The sequence below is a fragment of the Vibrio hepatarius genome, assembly GCF_011806575.1.
GTDB classification, from domain to species: domain Bacteria; phylum Pseudomonadota; class Gammaproteobacteria; order Enterobacterales; family Vibrionaceae; genus Vibrio; species Vibrio hepatarius_A.
In genome coordinates this window covers 22,488-39,112 of the sequence record NZ_JAATOO010000006.1, presented here as the reverse complement: position 1 = coordinate 39,112, position 16,625 = coordinate 22,488, and the positions used below count along the sequence as shown (strand labels likewise).

Sequence of the window (16,625 nt, the reverse complement as noted above, 5' to 3'; positions counted from 1 at the left end):
ACTAAGCCTTAGCTCTTTGTTCGACTTGTTGATTTTTGCGTTTCAAGGCGCCTAGTAAGATCCACTCACCGATTAAGATCGTGGCAATGACGCCGATTAATACTGGAGCGGTGTAGTTCCAGTCCGCTACCGTCAGCTCTAGGGCTTCTGGGAAGATGAACAGCACCACCGCTTGGAAAACGACTAAGAAGCACACGACTGACATGATGCATTGCGCTGCAAGACCACCCGGTACTTTGAATGGGCGTTCACGTTCGCCATCTACCAAACGCAGTTTTAGGTACGCAGGGAACATAAACAGGTAAGGCAATAAGAAAATGCAGCTTGAGAAGGCAAAGATGGACCAAAACAAGTCATCGTTACCTTGAGCAAAGAATGCGTAAGATAGAATCACCACAGTTGACACCATACCGGTGATGTTGTTCGCGCCAACCGGCGAGCCTTTGTCAGACATCTTCGCCACCGGTGCTGGTAACTCACCTTCTTGCGCCGCTTCTGCAGCAGCGCGGCTTGCGCCCATCGTCCAACTCACCATGTTGCCGATAAGGGTTAGCAGCGCGCAGACACCAAAGAAGTACACCATCGCGTTGCCAAGTGGTCCGTCACCAAACAAGGTTTTGAATGTGTCGATAAGACCCGCCACCAAGCCGATGCTTGCTACTGGTAGCGCCATCAAGATGCCAATAGTGCCGAAGATGTAGAGGAACGCCGTAATGCCAATCGATAAGAACACCGCTTTCGGCATATCGCGCACGTCTTTCATCTCTTTGGTCATGGTCGCCACTAGCTCAAAGCCCATTAGGTTGAACACAATCGCTGGCAGAAACGCGACCGCAGAATCCAACGTTGGCACTATGGCTGAGAAGGTAAATTCGTTCGCCACACCGTTCTTCATTGCGTAGACAAAGCCGCCCACACCCAGCGTGCCAATAACCAAGATTTTTAGCAGTGCACCAATGTTAGTGACCCAAACACCGATATCGGCTGACACATTACAGATCCAGACCGTGAACCAAGTCAGCGCCACACAGATAGCGATTTGTCCCCACAAAGAGAGGTCTGGCATAAACAGTTCGGCGAACATGCCCGCGAACATGATGTATACCGCTGGCATCCATAAGCCGACGTTAATCCAGTAAAACCAGGTGGTACGAACCGCCCATTTAAAGTTGAACGCTTCTTTTACCCAGTCATAAATACCGCCATCGCCCGGGTAAGTCGTGCTTAGCTCAGAAGTGATTAATCCGTAAGGGATAACAAAAAAGATTAGCATCACAACCCACCAGCCGATCGAGCTGACCCCTATACTGGCGGATGCGGTGAGAGTGTCGACCACAAGTACTGCACATAAAGTAAATAGTGCAATACTCATGACCCCCATTTTTCCTTGAGTTTCGTTACTCATTGTTTCGCTCCTTAACTACCGAATATGGCAATTATTAAAAGTGAAATTTGCGTAACGAACTTTGATGGAAACTTAATATCGGTTTTGCTGAATTTAGTAGCGCTTAAAATGAAATATCTTCTACATATTTAGTAAAAATATTCACAACTGACGCAATAGTTGTTCTTGATCAAATTACCGAAGAAGAGCTTTGATTATTAGCCTAACAAGCGAAATATATACGAGATCACATATCGAGCTTCAACGCGCCAATAATAATAGTTATGTGACATTGGTATAGTTTGCTAAGCCAAAATATGGATAGAAATCGAACTGTGATTTTTATCTCCAATCACCTATGTTTAATTCAATAGAGTGTGGAAAGTCTGTTTTGACTTCACTTATTTGGAGATTTCTATATGTCTAAGCCTATTATTGTTGTTGCGGTCGGGGGAAATGCTCTATTGCAACGCGGCGAGATCATGAGCTGTGAGAACCAACAGAAAAGTATTGCTCAGACCGCGAGCTCACTCGCCGAATTGAGTAAAGACTACCGCTTAGTGATTGTTCACGGTAATGGACCTCAAGTGGGATTACTCTCGCTACAAAACGACGCATACAAAGATTGCCCTCCCTATCCCTTTGACGTTTTGGGCGCAGAAACTCAAGGCATGATCGGCTATTTAATCCAACAAGGGCTAAACGCCGCGATTGAAGACCGCTATACCATCACGATTCTCACGCGCATCGTTGTTGACGCAAACGACCCTGCCGTTGCCGATCCTTCCAAGTTTATTGGCCCGGTCTATAGCGAGGAACAAGCCAAGCAACTCGCTGAAGCCAATGGTTGGGTGGTAAAACCTGATGGCGCACACTGGCGACGCGTCGTTCCTTCGCCGAAACCAAAAGAAGTGTTAGAAATTAGAGCGATCAAAGACTTGCTAGAGAAAGAGCACCTAATCATTTGTGGTGGCGGCGGCGGTGCTCCAGTGATTGAAAAAGACGGCGCTTATGTAGGCTTTGAAGCGGTTATTGATAAAGACATGACAGCCGCATTGATCGCAGAGCAAATCGGTGCTGAGCATCTACTCATCCTTACCGACGGCACCCACGTTTGCCTAAACTGGGGCACGCCACAAGAGCAAAAACTAGAGAACGTCACCGTAGAGCAAATGAAGCAGTACAGCTTTCCAGCGGGTTCTATGGGGCCAAAAGTAGACGCGTGCTGCCAGTTTGTTGAAAACACCGGACAAAACGGCCACATCGGTGATCTTTCCTGCGCGCTAGAAATCATTGAGGGTAAATCGGGGACTCACGTACAGCGATAGCAAACCCGGAAATTGAAGGTCAGGTGTCAAAGATATGATCGAACCAACGGACGTTGACGCCGTGACCTTATATATTTTGTTTGATTGAAGTTTGGATGGACAATTTAATTATGCGCAAAGTTAACACAGAGAAAAAACTGGTCAAAATTAACCAAGCGGTTGTCCGACTGATGGAAAGGCGCGAAGCCACTGATATTTCTATGTATGACGTCGCAAAAGAATGCGGCATGGCAACTTCAACGGTTTATCATCATTATCCAAACATAGAAAACTTGTTTCATTGTTTATTAGAAAATGTCTTTGAGGATTTTGATTTATTATTGAAGCAGTGTATTAATGATGAAAAAGTATTTCACTGGACTGATATTAATCGAATGATCGAAACCGCTTATGTGGAATATTATAATAACAACCCAATCGCGAAAAAGTTAATCTTAGGCCGACACACCTTCGCTGAACTCGGACACGCCGATACCGAGCATGACCTAGAGCTGGGACAACAAGTCGAAATGATTTACCGCCAGTTTTTCGATATCCCTCAGTTACCTCAACCCATCAATATCTTCGCTATCTCCCTGCAAGTCGCTGACAAACTTTACTCACTCTCCTATCGAAAATACGGCTACATCACGCCAGAACTGGCCAAAGAGGCATTACGTTTGACCGAGTCTTATCTCCAGCTTTACATCCCACCGATATGCCAGAAGTCTCAACCACACATTAAAGCCAGTTGCCATTAAAGTATCTAAGCCACTTATGTTTTGCGCTTCATCAGGTCTAGCTATTGACTGATTACGTGCTACATCAGTTTTGCCTATCAACCAAAATCGGATTTACCTATCAATAGGATAGCTACAAGCGATTTTATCTAGCCCACGCTAGATGACAATATACTTTCCGACAGCAAGATTTGCTCATCCAAAACAACTGAAAGGAAAGTAAAGAAATGATCAACACCAAAATCAAACCATTTAGCGCAACTGCATTCAAACAAGGCGAATTCGTTGAAGTAACAGAACAAGACGTTCTAGGTAAATGGGCTGTATTCTTCTTCTACCCAGCTGACTTCACATTCGTATGTCCTACAGAGCTTGGTGACCTAGCAGACCACTACGAAGAGCTTCAAAAGCGCGGTGTTGAAGTGTACTCAGTGTCGACTGACACTCATTTCACTCACAAAGCATGGCACGATAGCTCTGAAACTATCGGCAAAATCAACTACTACATGCTTGGTGACCAAACTGGCAACATCACAAACAACTTCGGTGTAATGCGTGAAGGTCAAGGTCTTGCAGACCGTGCGACGTTCCTAATCGACCCAGAAGGTACTATTCAAGCGATGGAAATCACTGCTGAAGGTATCGGCCGTGACGCAGAAGACCTACTACGTAAAGTGAAAGCAGCTCAGTACGTTGCCGCTCACCCAGGCGAAGTTTGCCCAGCGAAATGGAAAGAAGGCGAAGAGACTCTAGCTCCTTCTCTAGACCTAGTAGGCAAAATCTAAGTCAAGATTAGCCCACACGGTTCACTAATAGAACCATAACCCAATTAAGAGAGCATCCTAGGTCTGATACCTTGACGACCTTCAGCCTAGTTTGCTCTCTGCTTGATTGTTTTTATCCAGCATAATCATTAAAAGGTATGTAACACATGCTAGACCAAGCTATTCAACAACAACTAAAACAATATCTAGCCAACGTAAAAGAAGATGTTCGTCTAGTGGTTAGCCTAGATGAAAGCAAGGCATCAAACGACATTCTATCGCTTGCCAACCAAATTGCAGAACTGAGTGACTTCATTACCGTGGTTCGCGACGACTCAGCAAGTGAGCGCAAACCAGTAATGGCGGTGTCTAACCCAAGTAAGAGTACCGCGCTTAGATTTGCTGGTCTGCCAATGGGACACGAGTTTACTTCGCTGATTCTTGCGCTGCTTCACTCAGGTGGTCACCCAATTAAGCTTGAGCCAGAAGTGATCGAGCAGATTGCAGCACTAGACAAAGAGCTGGATGTAGAAGTCTTTATTTCTCTGTCGTGTCAGAATTGTCCTGACGTTGTACAAGCGTTCAACATGATGGCGGCGATCAACCCGAAAATTAAAGCGACCATGATCGACGGCGCACTGTTCCAAGACGAAGTGAAACAGCGCGATATCATGGCGGTTCCAAGCGTGTTTGTTAATGGTGAACTCTTCGGCCAAGGCCGTATGTCGTTGACCGAAATCCTTAACAAAGTCGACGACAGCGCAAGCGAAAAAGCAGCAAAAGCACTGAACGAGAAAGACCCGTATGACGTACTGGTTGTTGGTGGTGGTCCTGGTGGTAGCGCAGCGGCTCTGTATGCAGCTCGTAAAGGCATTCGCACAGGTGTGGTTGCTAAACGCTTCGGTGGTCAAGTGATGGACACGATGGCGATTGAAAACTTTATATCAGTGAAACGCACAGAAGGTCCTAAGCTAGCGGCAGATCTTGGTGAGCACTTGAAAGAGTACGACGTTGACGTTGTTACAGAGCAACAGGCTGAAAAAATCATGGGCGCAGCACACACTGAAGATGGTTTAATCCATGTTCAACTTGCAAGTGGTGCGACACTCAAGAGCCAAAGCGTTATCTTAAGCCCGGGTGCACGCTGGCGCGAAATGAACGTTCCGGGAGAGCAAGAGTATCGTAACAAAGGCGTTGCATACTGCCCTCACTGTGATGGTCCTTTATTCAAAGGTAAGAAAACCGCGGTTATCGGTGGTGGTAACTCAGGTATCGAAGCCGCAATCGACCTAGCCGGTATTGTCGAACACGTAACGGTACTGGAGTTTGCAGACGTACTACGTGCTGACCAAGTGCTGATCAATAAGGCAAACTCGCTACCAAACATTGACATCATTACTATGGCGCAAACGACAGAAGTAGTGGGTGATAGCAAACGCGTAACGGGTCTTAAGTACAAGGACCGCAATACTGATGAAATCAAACAGCTAGAACTGTCAGGTATCTTTGTTCAAATCGGTTTGGTACCAAACACTGAGTGGCTAAAAGATTCAGAAGTGAGCTTATCACCACGCGGTGAGATTGAAGTAGGCAGCCACGGCGAAACCAGCCTTGAAGGCGTGTTCGCAGCAGGTGACGCGACAACCGTTCCTTACAAACAGATCATCATCGCCATGGGTGAAGGTGCAAAAGCAAGCTTAGGCGCGTTCGATTACCTCATCCGTAAGCAAGGATAATCGTGCATTCGTCTGTTACATGAAGCAAACGGCGGAACCGCTATAGCGAGCGGTTTATCGGGACGTCGTAATAGAACTTCATGAGCAGAGATGCACTTACTAGAAGCCCAAGTGAGCGAGCCAGCAGCGTTAAACCTGCTGGCTTTTTTTGTATGTAAGTCACAACGATGTTCAAACTCTAAGATTACAAACTCTAAATTAAAACGTGACGCACAAACTCCACAGAGTTAAGTGCCGGTGATCAATACCGAGACTTACTTCGTAATAGCACAACAAAACGTCAATTTATCGATTGAAGCACATTTTCAGCACCTCAATAGGATGATAATGAGAACCATTGGATCGGTTGGTCCAAACAAGCCCAAAAACATAAAATGGAGAAAGTGATATGTCTTTACGTTTATTAGCAGCAACGTTTGCTCTGGTTGGAGTCAGTTTCGGCGCGCAAGCAAATGCAGAATGTGAAGTATCGATTGATGCCAACGACATGATGCAGTTTTCCACACAAACATTAAGCGTACCAGCAACCTGTAAAGAAGTGACTCTGACGCTTAACCACACTGGTAAGTTGGCGGCGCAGACAATGGGACACAACGTTGTCATCGCGGACACCGCCAACGTGCAAGCTATCGGTACCGACGGTATGTCGGCTGGTGTAGACAATAACTACATAAAACCGGGTGATGAGCGAGTCTACGCACACACTAAAGTCATCGGCGGTGGCGAGAGCACAAGCGTTACGTTCAGCACGGAAAACATGACGGCTGGCGGTGATTACTCATTCTTCTGTTCATTCCCAGGTCACTGGGCGGTAATGAAAGGTAAATTTGAGTTTATGTAATTGCATTGACTTAGCTTCGTTAAAAAGAGCCGCTAAATGCGGCTCTTTTTATCAACAAATCAATACTTTGTCTCGCTAATCTAGTAACTTTTCTTTGCATGTATTAGAGCGGCGGCGTTAAACATTGCGTCTTTAGTGCTCACATCCAGCACTTTGATCTTTCTGAAACGTTCTGGCTCTTTAATCGCGACATCATGAGCAAAAATAACAAACCGCGCTTTTTCAATATCTTTGTCTGTAATTCGGTTTATCACCCCATTCGCTCCTTGGGTTTCGACTTTAATCTTAATACCGAGAGCACACGCAGCTTTCTCTAGAGACTTAGCCGCTAGGAATGTGTGCGCGACTCCAGACGGACAAGACGTCACCGCCAATATGTCCGCTTCTCCCTCACCCACAACAGAGCCATAACCTTGCGAGTGACGAGGATAGTTGTCATCTTCAGTCACCGTTTTCTTTAGTGCAATAGCAATCAACGCCGTAGTGAAGGACCCCGCAATTGTACCGACGATATAACCGATTTTGCCATCAACGACAGGTAGCACTATCCAGCCGCCCCACGGCGCATGGTTCATGACATGGAACATAAAACCAATCACATTTCCCACAATGCCACCCGCGACAATTGCAGGTAGTACACGAGCAGGGTCGCCAGTAGCGAAAGGGATCGCACCTTCACTGATGCCAATCATTCCCATAATTCCAGCTGCTTTACCCGCTTCACGTTCATCCCGTTTAAATTTGCTTGGTGCTAAGAACGTCGCCAGTGCCATACCCAAAGGTGGCGTACATATCGCAATGCCCACTCCGCCCATTAGCCACGGCTGGGTATTCACTTGAGTTTGTGCAAACAAGGTCGCCACTTTGTTAATTGGACCACCCATATCAAAAGCCGTCATCGCTCCAAGCACAGTACCGAGCATCACTTTGCCCGAGCCCGCCATGCCTGTCAGTAGCTCATTCATGGTTGTCATTGCGCTGGCAATTGGCGCACCAATCACCCACATCACTGCGCCGCAGGTAACAAACGTACCGACTAATGGATAGATGAATATCGAACCAAGTGAACTCATGCTGTCTGGCAATTTAATCTTCTTTAAAAGCCACACGACAAAACCAGCAAAGAAACCCACGACAATCGCGCCAAGGAAACCAGTATTGTAATGGCTGACCGCAATCCAAGAGCCTATCATGCCCGGTGCAAGCCCTGGTTTATCTGCAATGGAATAAGCGATATATCCACCAAGCACCATTGTAAATAGAGTAAGTCCCGCGATACCCATTTGCGCGATATCGGCAAGCACACCTTCTTGTGGTACGCCACCTTGGCCAGAGATCATCACCGACAACGACAACAATACGCCACCCGCGACGATAAACGGGATCATGTGTGATGTGCCAAACAGTAGGTGTTCTTTTATACGGCTAAGCTTCTGCGCCCAAGGGCTTAGTGGCTCTGTCGAAAACTCCAGAGAGGTGGATAAAAACTGATCTGGTTGGGATTCAATATCGGTCAGCATTTCGAACGCATCTTCTCGCGATTGCGCTGCTTTTAGCTTTTCAACAAAGCCATCTTCGATGATTTTAGTGGAGATTTGTGCCAACACTTCAATGTGCTGATTATCATCCCCCTCAGGTGATGCCAGCATAAAAAAGACATCAGACAGTTCGCCGTCCTCTGCACCATAATCGATCCCATTGCGGCTGATCCCAACCGCGACTGCTGGCTTCGCTACCGCATCACTTTTGGCATGTGGAATGGCAATACCATCATCAAAACCGGTGTTTCCTATCTCTTCACGCTTCCAAATATCAGCCAAGAACTGGCTTGGATTGTTCAGCTTACCCGCCGCCTCTAGCATTTTGGTCAGTTCTTCGAGCGCTTCTTGTTTGGTTTGAGCTTTCAAATCTAAGCAGATCGTGTCCAACTCAATCAGGTTTGTGATGTCCATTGTTTTACCTTCCAATATTCACGCTCGAATATATACCCAAGTGAGTTTGAGATACAGAATCCCCTAACTCGAATGCGTTCCTGCTCATTCTATCTGGACATAGATTAACCAGCGCCAATTTTTCGAGATATAGGACTAAGAGTGCATTTACTGGATTAATGTAACATGAGATTTAAACTGTGATAGAGCTCTTGCGCTAATTCGTGCTTAGTTAGATTCAATTGGTTAGCGCTGTGCTAATATCCACAAAAAATAATGTGGATAGAAGATGAGAATCGTAGCGGTGACAGCATGCCCTACAGGCATCGCGCATACCTATATGGCAGCAGATGCATTAATCAAAGCTGCGCCAAAATATAACGTACAAATCAAAGTGGAGACGCAAGGCGCAATGGGGATTGAAAATCAGCTCACGCCCCACGATATTGCTCAAGCCGACCGCGTGTTAATTGTGTCTGATATTGAGATCGAACAGCCTGCCCGATTTGAAAGCACGCCCAAAATTCAAATCTCTATAGAAGACGTGTTGCTGAATGTCGACAAAGTGTTTCTAGTCCACTGCCGCAACTAACATTCCCGCCACTGAACTTGCTGATGAACGAATACCAGATCACCTTTTTTGTCGAAAATACTAATGCGAGTGCTCATGTGGTCCAGCCGCTGAATCGCGTCGCAACGAAGTTTAAAAGCACTCTACATATCGTCAATATCACGCAAAATCGTGTTGCGGAGCTGACGAAGTCCGTGGCGATTTTTCAGGCTGGGTTGCGCCAAGGCGATCTGTGCCAAATTACGGCGATTGGTATCGATGCTGAGCTAGCGTGTTTTGTAATCAAAGATATTATCGCCGAGCACTTTACTGTGGTTGGCTCCAATATCAACTACGAGTTTTCGAGCCAATTGGCAGAGCGCTTGCCACAAATCTGCCCCCCCTGTGAAATCAAATGGCATTACGCAAAAGCACATACCGAGTTGACGAAATTTGAATGTTTAAAAGGACTCGCCCAACTGATCCACCCTATTTACCCCGACGAACTACTCCTCGCGTTCATCAAAAGAGAAGAGCGTTCCTCGACATGCGTGGCACCGGGAATCGCCCTGCCTCACGTGATGTATGCGGGTGTTGAGCACATTTCTATTGCTGTCATCGCCAACGATCAACCAATGGATTGGTCGTCAAAGATGGGAGAGGTTCACCTGGCAATAGCACTGGTGATGCCAGATAAACCAACACGTGAACAAATCATCGCGGCAACTAACCTGACTAGAAATCTACTAACGGACCAAATGGCCGATCGATTGCTGCTAACAAAAAGCAGCGTCGACTTACAAGCGTTGTTGATGTACGCCATGTCGAGCTTGCTTGCCTAACCTTTCCACTCAAATGGAACCACGGTATTCTGTCGGTGTTCTGCCAGTACGACTTTTAAAGACGCGACAAAAATAGTTCACATCTTTAAAACCACAGCGAATAGATACGTCATTGAGTTTGAAGTTGTACTTTTTCAGCATGAATTTGGCACGGTCCACTCTTACCCAAGTAATGTAATCTGCCAACGTCATATGCCCTTGCTGGCGAAAAAGGCGTGACAAATGGTTAGATGAGATGCTGAAGCGTGACGCGATACTGTCACGAGTGATTGGTCGATGAAAGTTCTCTTGAATATAGATACAAATCCCCTGATACAAATCTTGAACGCGGTTTTGTGACTGCTGCTCGACAGGTGCATCCAACATCGTTTTCGCATACTGCAACAAGGCTTGTAGTAGCAATTCATCCATCGGTTTCTTGATGTTTTCACGCGCTAACGAGCTAAGCGCTTCCAAAATGTTATCAATAGCGAAGCCTGAACGAGTCTGGATGCTGTGTTTTTGAATATCGTAGAAGTTTGCTTCGCCTTTGCGTTTACTCACAAAGCTCAAGCCAAGCTGGCGACGCCCAAATAGAATGCTTAACACAGAACAGTCACTATCCCAATCAGGTTTGTTCCAGCAGTTAGGCGGAATAAATATCGCATCACCTTTTTGGGCGACAATATTGGTAACTTTTCTGTCGTGGCTTTCCATCTCATTAATATATTCCCCATAAAGAACCAATTCTAAACGAGGAAAATTAACCTGATAGCTAAATTCAGGTGGTGTATGAAAATCCCCCGCAAACCAAATATTATGAAATGGTTCACGTTCATTTAATACTGCCGAAATTAAATCATGGAAAATCATTCTTTCACACTCTATATGTGCACCGGTGATGCTATTGGTTATAGATATACACCCGAAAGTTATTTCACGCTATTGAGCAAAATCACACTTCCACTTCAAGGTTACAAAAATCCAGTTAACGCATCAATTATCCAGTTCTCACTTTAATGGACAAAAGCCTATAAACACCTACACGTCTTGTACTTAGCGCAGAAAATCTATGAATAACAAGGTTCACCATTATGCATCAGATATGCAGCTAGTTTTATCTTGTAGACGATCTAAATCACATTGCGATTAGGCGGTTACAATCTTCCAGTAAATGCATTTTTTCTTCACTACAGTCTGCTTCTGATTAATTCAAGAATATCCCTGAAATAAAAATTATATTTATAGGGGTTCGACAATGATCACCAAATTAATAAACGAAGAATTAATTAAACTTGATCTTCAAGCGACTTCGAAAGAAGAGGTTTTTCAAGAACTGGTTTCTGTTCTTCATGCGCAAGGTCGTATTTCTGACCAAACACAGTTTCTGACCGATATTAAAGCGCGCGAAGAATTAGGTAATACAGGTTTTGAAGATGGTGTTGCTATTCCGCATGCGAAAAGTGCCGCCGTTCTAGAGCCAGCAGTAGTTATTGGTGTGAGCCAATCGGGTATCGACTACGGTGCAGAAGACGGTTTGCCATCAAAACTGTTCTTTATGATCGCCTCTCCAGATGGTGGCGATAACCACCACATCGAAGTGCTAGCCGAGCTTTCTTCAAAACTGATTGAAGAAGGCTTTATCGACGCTTTCCTAAACGCTTCAAACACTGAAGAAGCGCTAGCGCTGCTGCTGGCGAAACAAGAGCCACAGTCAGTGGTAAGCGCTGAAGAGAGTAAAGGCTTCATCATCGGTGTCACGGGCTGTCCAGCTGGCGTTGCACATACCTACCTTGCAGCCGAAGCGTTAGAAAAAGGCGCGGCGGCGATGGGTTACGAAGTTAAGGTTGAAACCAATGGCTCAATTGGTGTGAAAAACAGCCCGACAGCAGAAGAAATCGAGCGCGCTGAAGCAATCATTGTCGCGTGTGACAAACAAGTCGACATGAATCGCTTTGCGGGAAAGCGCGTGGTGAAAACCAACGTCAAAGCGCCGATTCGCGATGCGCAAGCACTGATTAACGAGGCGTTAAACGCGCCAGCATACCAAGCAGACGCCAATGCTAACAGCCAATCTTCGGTGGCTGATAAAGCTTCTCAAGCTCGTTCTGACCTATACCGTTACCTGATGAATGGCGTGTCGCACATGATCCCATTTGTGGTCACAGGCGGTCTTTTGATTGCTCTCGCGCTAGCGATTGGTGGTCAGCCTAGTGAAGCTGGCATGGCAATCCCAGAAGGCAGTATTTGGAACCAAATCCTAAACGTAGGTGTGGTTGCCTTTACCTTGATGATTCCGATCCTTGCTGGCTACATTGCTTACGCGATTGCTGATCGCCCTGCGTTAACACCTGGCCTAATCGGCGGTTGGATTGCCAACAACGGCTCTTTCTACGGCGCAGATGCAGGTACCGGCTTTATCGGCGCGATTATCGCTGGTCTGCTTGTGGGTTACTTCGTGAAGTGGATTACCTCGATCAACTACCACAAGTTCATCCAACCTTTGGTGCCAATCATGATTGCGCCAATCACTGGTTCACTGTTCATTGCAGGTCTGTTCATCTTCGTTATTGGCGCGCCAATCGCAAGTTTAATGGATGGTCTAACTGCGCTACTTACCAGCATGAGCACAGGTAACGTTGTTCTTCTCGGTATCGTGCTTGGTGGTATGGCTGGCTTTGATATGGGTGGCCCTTTCAACAAAGTCGCCTTCCTATTCTCTGTCGGCATGATTGCCAGCGGTCAAACACAATTCATGGGCGCGATGGCGTGTGCAATCCCAGTTGCTCCACTAGGCATGGCATTAGCAACCGTATTGGGCCGTAAGTTTGACCTGTTTGAAGAGTCAGAAACCGAAGCTGGTAAGGCAGCAGGCGCGATGGGCCTGGTCGGTATCTCTGAAGGTGCGATCCCATTCGCAGCGCAAGATCCAATGTCAGTAATTCCGGCAAACGTACTTGGTTCAATGGTTGCGGCGGTCATGGCGTTCTCGTTCGGCATCACCAACAGCGTAGCGCACGGCGGTCCAGTTGTTGCTCTACTTGGCGCGATGAACTACCCACTGCTGGCTCTAATTTGTATGGCGGCGGGCGCAGTCGTTACCGCAGTTACGTGTGTAACTCTGAAGAAGGTTCGCAAAGCAAAAATGATTGAAGCGATCGCTTAACCCCTCCCCTTATCGACTCCAATGGCTTGGACAGTATCCAAGCCATGATTACCTCCTATGGTGACACTCTATGTCTGACTTAACGATGCTCGAGACACAAACGCCCCACACCACAACGGCTCATCCGATGTTCTTTGTGATGAACAATACGATTCAAAACTACGCTTGGGGCAGTACGACCTCTATCAATCAACTGTTTGGTATTGATAATCCTGCAGGCGAGCCTCAAGCTGAACTTTGGATGGGCGCACACGCAAATGGTTGCTCAACGGTCTTGTCTAACGGCAAAGAAACCAAGCTTTCCACCTTGATTGCCAAGGACATGAATGCTTTCTTGAGCAAAGAAGTCGCCACTCGCTTTGGCGAACTTCCATACCTTTTCAAAGTGTTAGCAGCGGAAAAAGCGCTCTCTATTCAGGTTCACCCTAACAAGCAACAAGCAGAGCTGGGCTTCGCGGCGGAAGAGCAACAAGGTATCCCATTAACAGCTGCAAATCGTAACTACAAAGATCCAAACCACAAGCCAGAGCTCGTTTACGCCTTAACGGAATACCAAGCGATGAATGGTTTTCGTCCAATCAGCGAAATCATCCACTTCTTCTCAGAGCTTGCGATTCCAGAACTGCAAGGCTTGGTCGACGATCTTATCGCAGAACAGACACCAACCGGCTTAGCGAGCTTCTTCTCTGGACTACTTTCACTAGAAGGTGAACAAAAAGAGATGGCGTTAACCGTGCTATTGGCACAGGCTCGCATCATCGATATGCCGTTGTTCGACCTGCTCTTAGAACTTGAGACGCAGTACCCAGGAGACATTGGTTTGTTCGCGCCGTTAATCCTCAACGTAATCACCCTTCAGCCAGGGCAAGCGATGTTTTTGGATGCAGAAACACCCCATGCGTACTTAAAAGGGACCGGAATTGAGATCATGGCAAATTCGGACAATGTTTTGCGCGCGGGTCTGACGCCAAAATACATTGACGTTAAAGAGCTTGTTGCGTGTACTCGTTTTAGTGAGAAACCGTTTGATCATCTAATGTTAGCGCCGATTGAAAACAACGGCATACTCGAATACCCAATCCCGGTCGACGATTTCAAGTTTGCCATCATTCCGAGCGCTAACGATCTTTCTTTAGAAGTACAGAGTGCTGAAATACTGTTGCCATTAGATTCTGCGTTAGTGGTAACACACGCAAACGGTGAAATCTGCGTAATAGAGAAAGGACAATCTGTTTTCATCCCTGCTTACGCGCAACAATACACGATCCGCAGTCAAGGCAGAGTCGCTCGCGCCTACTGCTAACAACACACCGCAAACTTCCAGCACATTTTACTACTCAGCCAATAACCAAGGTTATTGGCTTTTTTATATTCATTCGTCCTAATTCTATTGTTATATCTTGGAGAGCTAAATCACACTTAACTATTGGTGATACAAAAGTATAGTTATTGTGTTTTTTTTACTATTTCGCCAAGTCAATTCATTAATTACATTGAGTTTATTACTTCATAGATAATAAACCGAAATATGATTACTGAATTAATAACCACAAGACTAATCAATAACAATATTCAAGCCACCAATAAGAAAGAACTCTTTGAAGAATTAGCGCAAATGTTATTCGATAACAAACGAATCAACAACAAAGAAGCTTTCTTAACCGATATCGAAACGCGCGAAGCATTGAGTGTCACATCTATGGATGGCATCGCTTACCCACACTCGAAAAGCCAAGCGGTTACTGAACCTGCCATCGCAGTGGGAGTAAAACGCGAAGGCATTGATTACGACGACGAAGACGGCATCAAACCAACTCTGTTTTTTATGATTGCTTCGCCCGATAACGGGGCTGATCACCATATTTATGTTCTTCAAGAACTATTCGGGAAATTTAGTGAAGAGTTTATTGAAGATATTCATAACGTAAAAGACGAAAACCAAATACTTAATATTCTAATTAATTCATAAGGCGTGAAATTATGAGTACCCTAACAGCTCAAACTACTAATAACGGTAGTGATTTCAAAAAACTTCTCAGTACCATGAAAGGTCACCTTTTATTTGGTACTTCACATATGTTGCCATTTATCGTTGCTGGCGGTGTATTACTAGCACTGGCGGTAATGGCATCTGGTAAAGGCGCGGTTCCTGCTGACGGTATATTGGCTGACATTTCTAATATCGGAATCAAAGGCTTGGTGTTGTTCCCTATTATTCTGGGCGGCTTTATCGGTTACTCCATTGCAGACAAACCAGCGCTCGCACCTGCGATGATCTCTTCTGGCATCATGGCGGATATGGGCGGTGGCTTCCTTGGTTGTATCGTAGCGGGCTTCATCGCTGGTGGTGTGGTATTCCAACTTAAGAAGATCCCTCTTTCTGCCAACATGACTGCATTGGGCGCCTACTTTATCTACCCTCTTGTTGGTACGATTATCTCTGCAGGCATTGTGTTGTGGGGTATCGGAGAGCCAATCAAGATCTTCATGGCATCAATGAACGAATTTCTAGCTTCAATGGCTGGCGCTTCGAAAGTGGTGTTAGGTACGATTCTTGGTGGTATGACTGCGTTTGATATGGGCGGCCCAATCAACAAAGTTGCAACCCTGTTCGCTCAAACTCAGGTTGATACTCAGCCATGGCTAATGGGTGGTGTGGGTATCGCGATCTGTACGCCTCCTCTAGGTATGGCGCTAGCGACTTTCCTATTTAAGAAGAAATTCACCAAGCAAGAGCAAGAGGCAGGTAAAGCAGCTGCTATCATGGGCTCTATCGGTATCTCTGAAGGCGCTATCCCATTTGCCGCAAACGATCCTGTACGCGTTCTTCCTTCAATTGTTGCAGGTGGTATCGTTGGCTGTGTGTTTGGCTTCCTCACAAACGTTTTACTGCACGCACCTTGGGGTGGCTTAATTACAGCGCCAGTATCAAGCAATATTCCAATGTACGTTGTAGGTATTGCATTAGGCTCTTTAACAACCGCACTGATTGTCGGCTTCTGGAAACCAGTTGTAGCAGAAGATCCTGAAGCAGAAATGGAACAAGCAGCACCTGCACAAGCTCAAGCGGCTCCAGTTGCTGGCGAAGGCGAGTACGACATCGTCGCTGTCACTTGTTGCCCATCAGGCGTAGCACACACCTTTATGGCGGCAAAAGCGCTAGAGAAAGCAGGCGCAGCAGCTGGCATCAAAATCAAAGTAGAAACTCAAGGTCAAAACGGCATCCAGAACCGCATCACAGACCTAGACGTCGCCAACGCCAAACTGGTTATTTTAGCGCACGACATCCAAGTGAAAGATGCCCACCGCTTTACCAACGCCAACATTGTCGAGTGTTCAACCAAAGAAGCGATGCGCAACGCAACGACTCTGATTCAAGTTTAAA

Annotated in this window: 14 protein-coding genes; 11 read left to right on the top strand and 3 right to left on the bottom strand. The window is 46.1% G+C overall.

From position 1 onward, the window contains the following. Window position 1: 1 nt before the first annotated feature. Window positions 2-1,405, bottom strand: a complete 1,404-nt coding sequence (locus HCZ42_RS06045) for an APC family permease (RefSeq protein WP_167419846.1) — start codon at window positions 1,403-1,405, stop codon at window positions 2-4. 398 nt (window positions 1,406-1,803) lie between these two features. Here HCZ42_RS06045 and arcC point away from each other — a divergent pair, with 398 nt between their 5' ends. The 5 genes from arcC to azu all read left to right on the top strand — a co-directional run bounded on the left by arcC (window position 1,804) and on the right by azu (window position 6,772). Further along, window positions 1,804-2,712 (top strand): carbamate kinase, encoded by a 909-nt coding sequence (gene arcC / locus HCZ42_RS06040; protein WP_167419845.1) that lies wholly within the window; start codon window positions 1,804-1,806, stop codon window positions 2,710-2,712. Window positions 2,713-2,822: 110 nt separating this feature from the next. Then, the gene (locus HCZ42_RS06035; protein WP_167419844.1) at window positions 2,823-3,452 is read left to right on the top strand and encodes a TetR/AcrR family transcriptional regulator; all 630 of its coding nucleotides are present in this window, start codon (window positions 2,823-2,825) and stop codon (window positions 3,450-3,452) included. 206 nt (window positions 3,453-3,658) lie between these two features. Next, window positions 3,659-4,216 (top strand): alkyl hydroperoxide reductase subunit C, encoded by a 558-nt coding sequence (gene ahpC, locus HCZ42_RS06030; RefSeq protein WP_053407466.1) that lies wholly within the window; start codon window positions 3,659-3,661, stop codon window positions 4,214-4,216. A 146-nt stretch (window positions 4,217-4,362) separates the two neighbouring features. Continuing rightward, window positions 4,363-5,931: an alkyl hydroperoxide reductase subunit F gene (ahpF, locus tag HCZ42_RS06025; protein ID WP_167419843.1), complete on the top strand. Its 1,569-nt coding sequence runs from the start codon at window positions 4,363-4,365 to the stop codon at window positions 5,929-5,931. A 388-nt stretch (window positions 5,932-6,319) separates the two neighbouring features. Beyond that, the gene (azu, locus tag HCZ42_RS06020; RefSeq protein WP_167419842.1) at window positions 6,320-6,772 is read left to right on the top strand and encodes an azurin; all 453 of its coding nucleotides are present in this window, start codon (window positions 6,320-6,322) and stop codon (window positions 6,770-6,772) included. A gap of 80 nt (window positions 6,773-6,852) precedes the next feature. Here azu and HCZ42_RS06015 read toward each other — a convergent pair whose 3' ends face one another. Continuing rightward, a complete protein-coding gene (locus HCZ42_RS06015; RefSeq protein WP_167419841.1) occupies window positions 6,853-8,724 on the bottom strand; it encodes a fructose-specific PTS transporter subunit EIIC in 1,872 nt (623 codons plus the stop codon). Window positions 8,725-8,992: 268 nt separating this feature from the next. Here HCZ42_RS06015 and HCZ42_RS06010 point away from each other — a divergent pair, with 268 nt between their 5' ends. Further along, a complete protein-coding gene (locus HCZ42_RS06010; protein ID WP_167419840.1) occupies window positions 8,993-9,295 on the top strand; it encodes a PTS fructose transporter subunit IIB in 303 nt (100 codons plus the stop codon). A 23-nt stretch (window positions 9,296-9,318) separates the two neighbouring features. Further along, on the top strand, window positions 9,319-10,095 hold the full coding sequence (locus tag HCZ42_RS06005; RefSeq protein WP_167419839.1) for a PTS sugar transporter subunit IIA: 777 nt from the start codon (window positions 9,319-9,321) through the stop codon (window positions 10,093-10,095). Between the two features lie 9 nt (window positions 10,096-10,104). Here HCZ42_RS06005 and HCZ42_RS06000 read toward each other — a convergent pair whose 3' ends face one another. Further along, window positions 10,105-10,947, bottom strand: a complete 843-nt coding sequence (locus HCZ42_RS06000; protein ID WP_167419838.1) for a helix-turn-helix transcriptional regulator — start codon at window positions 10,945-10,947, stop codon at window positions 10,105-10,107. Window positions 10,948-11,332: 385 nt separating this feature from the next. On the opposite strand from HCZ42_RS06000, the gene HCZ42_RS05995 reads away from it, so the two are divergent. The 4 genes from HCZ42_RS05995 to HCZ42_RS05980 all read left to right on the top strand — a co-directional run bounded on the left by HCZ42_RS05995 (window position 11,333) and on the right by HCZ42_RS05980 (window position 16,624). Continuing rightward, the gene (locus HCZ42_RS05995; RefSeq protein ID WP_167419837.1) at window positions 11,333-13,240 is read left to right on the top strand and encodes a PTS fructose transporter subunit IIABC; all 1,908 of its coding nucleotides are present in this window, start codon (window positions 11,333-11,335) and stop codon (window positions 13,238-13,240) included. A gap of 85 nt (window positions 13,241-13,325) precedes the next feature. Continuing rightward, on the top strand, window positions 13,326-14,543 hold the full coding sequence (gene manA / locus HCZ42_RS05990) for a mannose-6-phosphate isomerase, class I (RefSeq protein ID WP_439848986.1): 1,218 nt from the start codon (window positions 13,326-13,328) through the stop codon (window positions 14,541-14,543). A 225-nt stretch (window positions 14,544-14,768) separates the two neighbouring features. Further along, on the top strand, window positions 14,769-15,209 hold the full coding sequence (locus HCZ42_RS05985) for a PTS sugar transporter subunit IIA (RefSeq protein ID WP_167419835.1): 441 nt from the start codon (window positions 14,769-14,771) through the stop codon (window positions 15,207-15,209). Window positions 15,210-15,220: 11 nt separating this feature from the next. Further along, window positions 15,221-16,624, top strand: coding sequence for a fructose-specific PTS transporter subunit EIIC (locus HCZ42_RS05980; protein ID WP_167419834.1), 1,404 nt, complete (start codon window positions 15,221-15,223; stop codon window positions 16,622-16,624). The last annotated feature ends 1 nt before the right edge of the window (window position 16,625 follow it).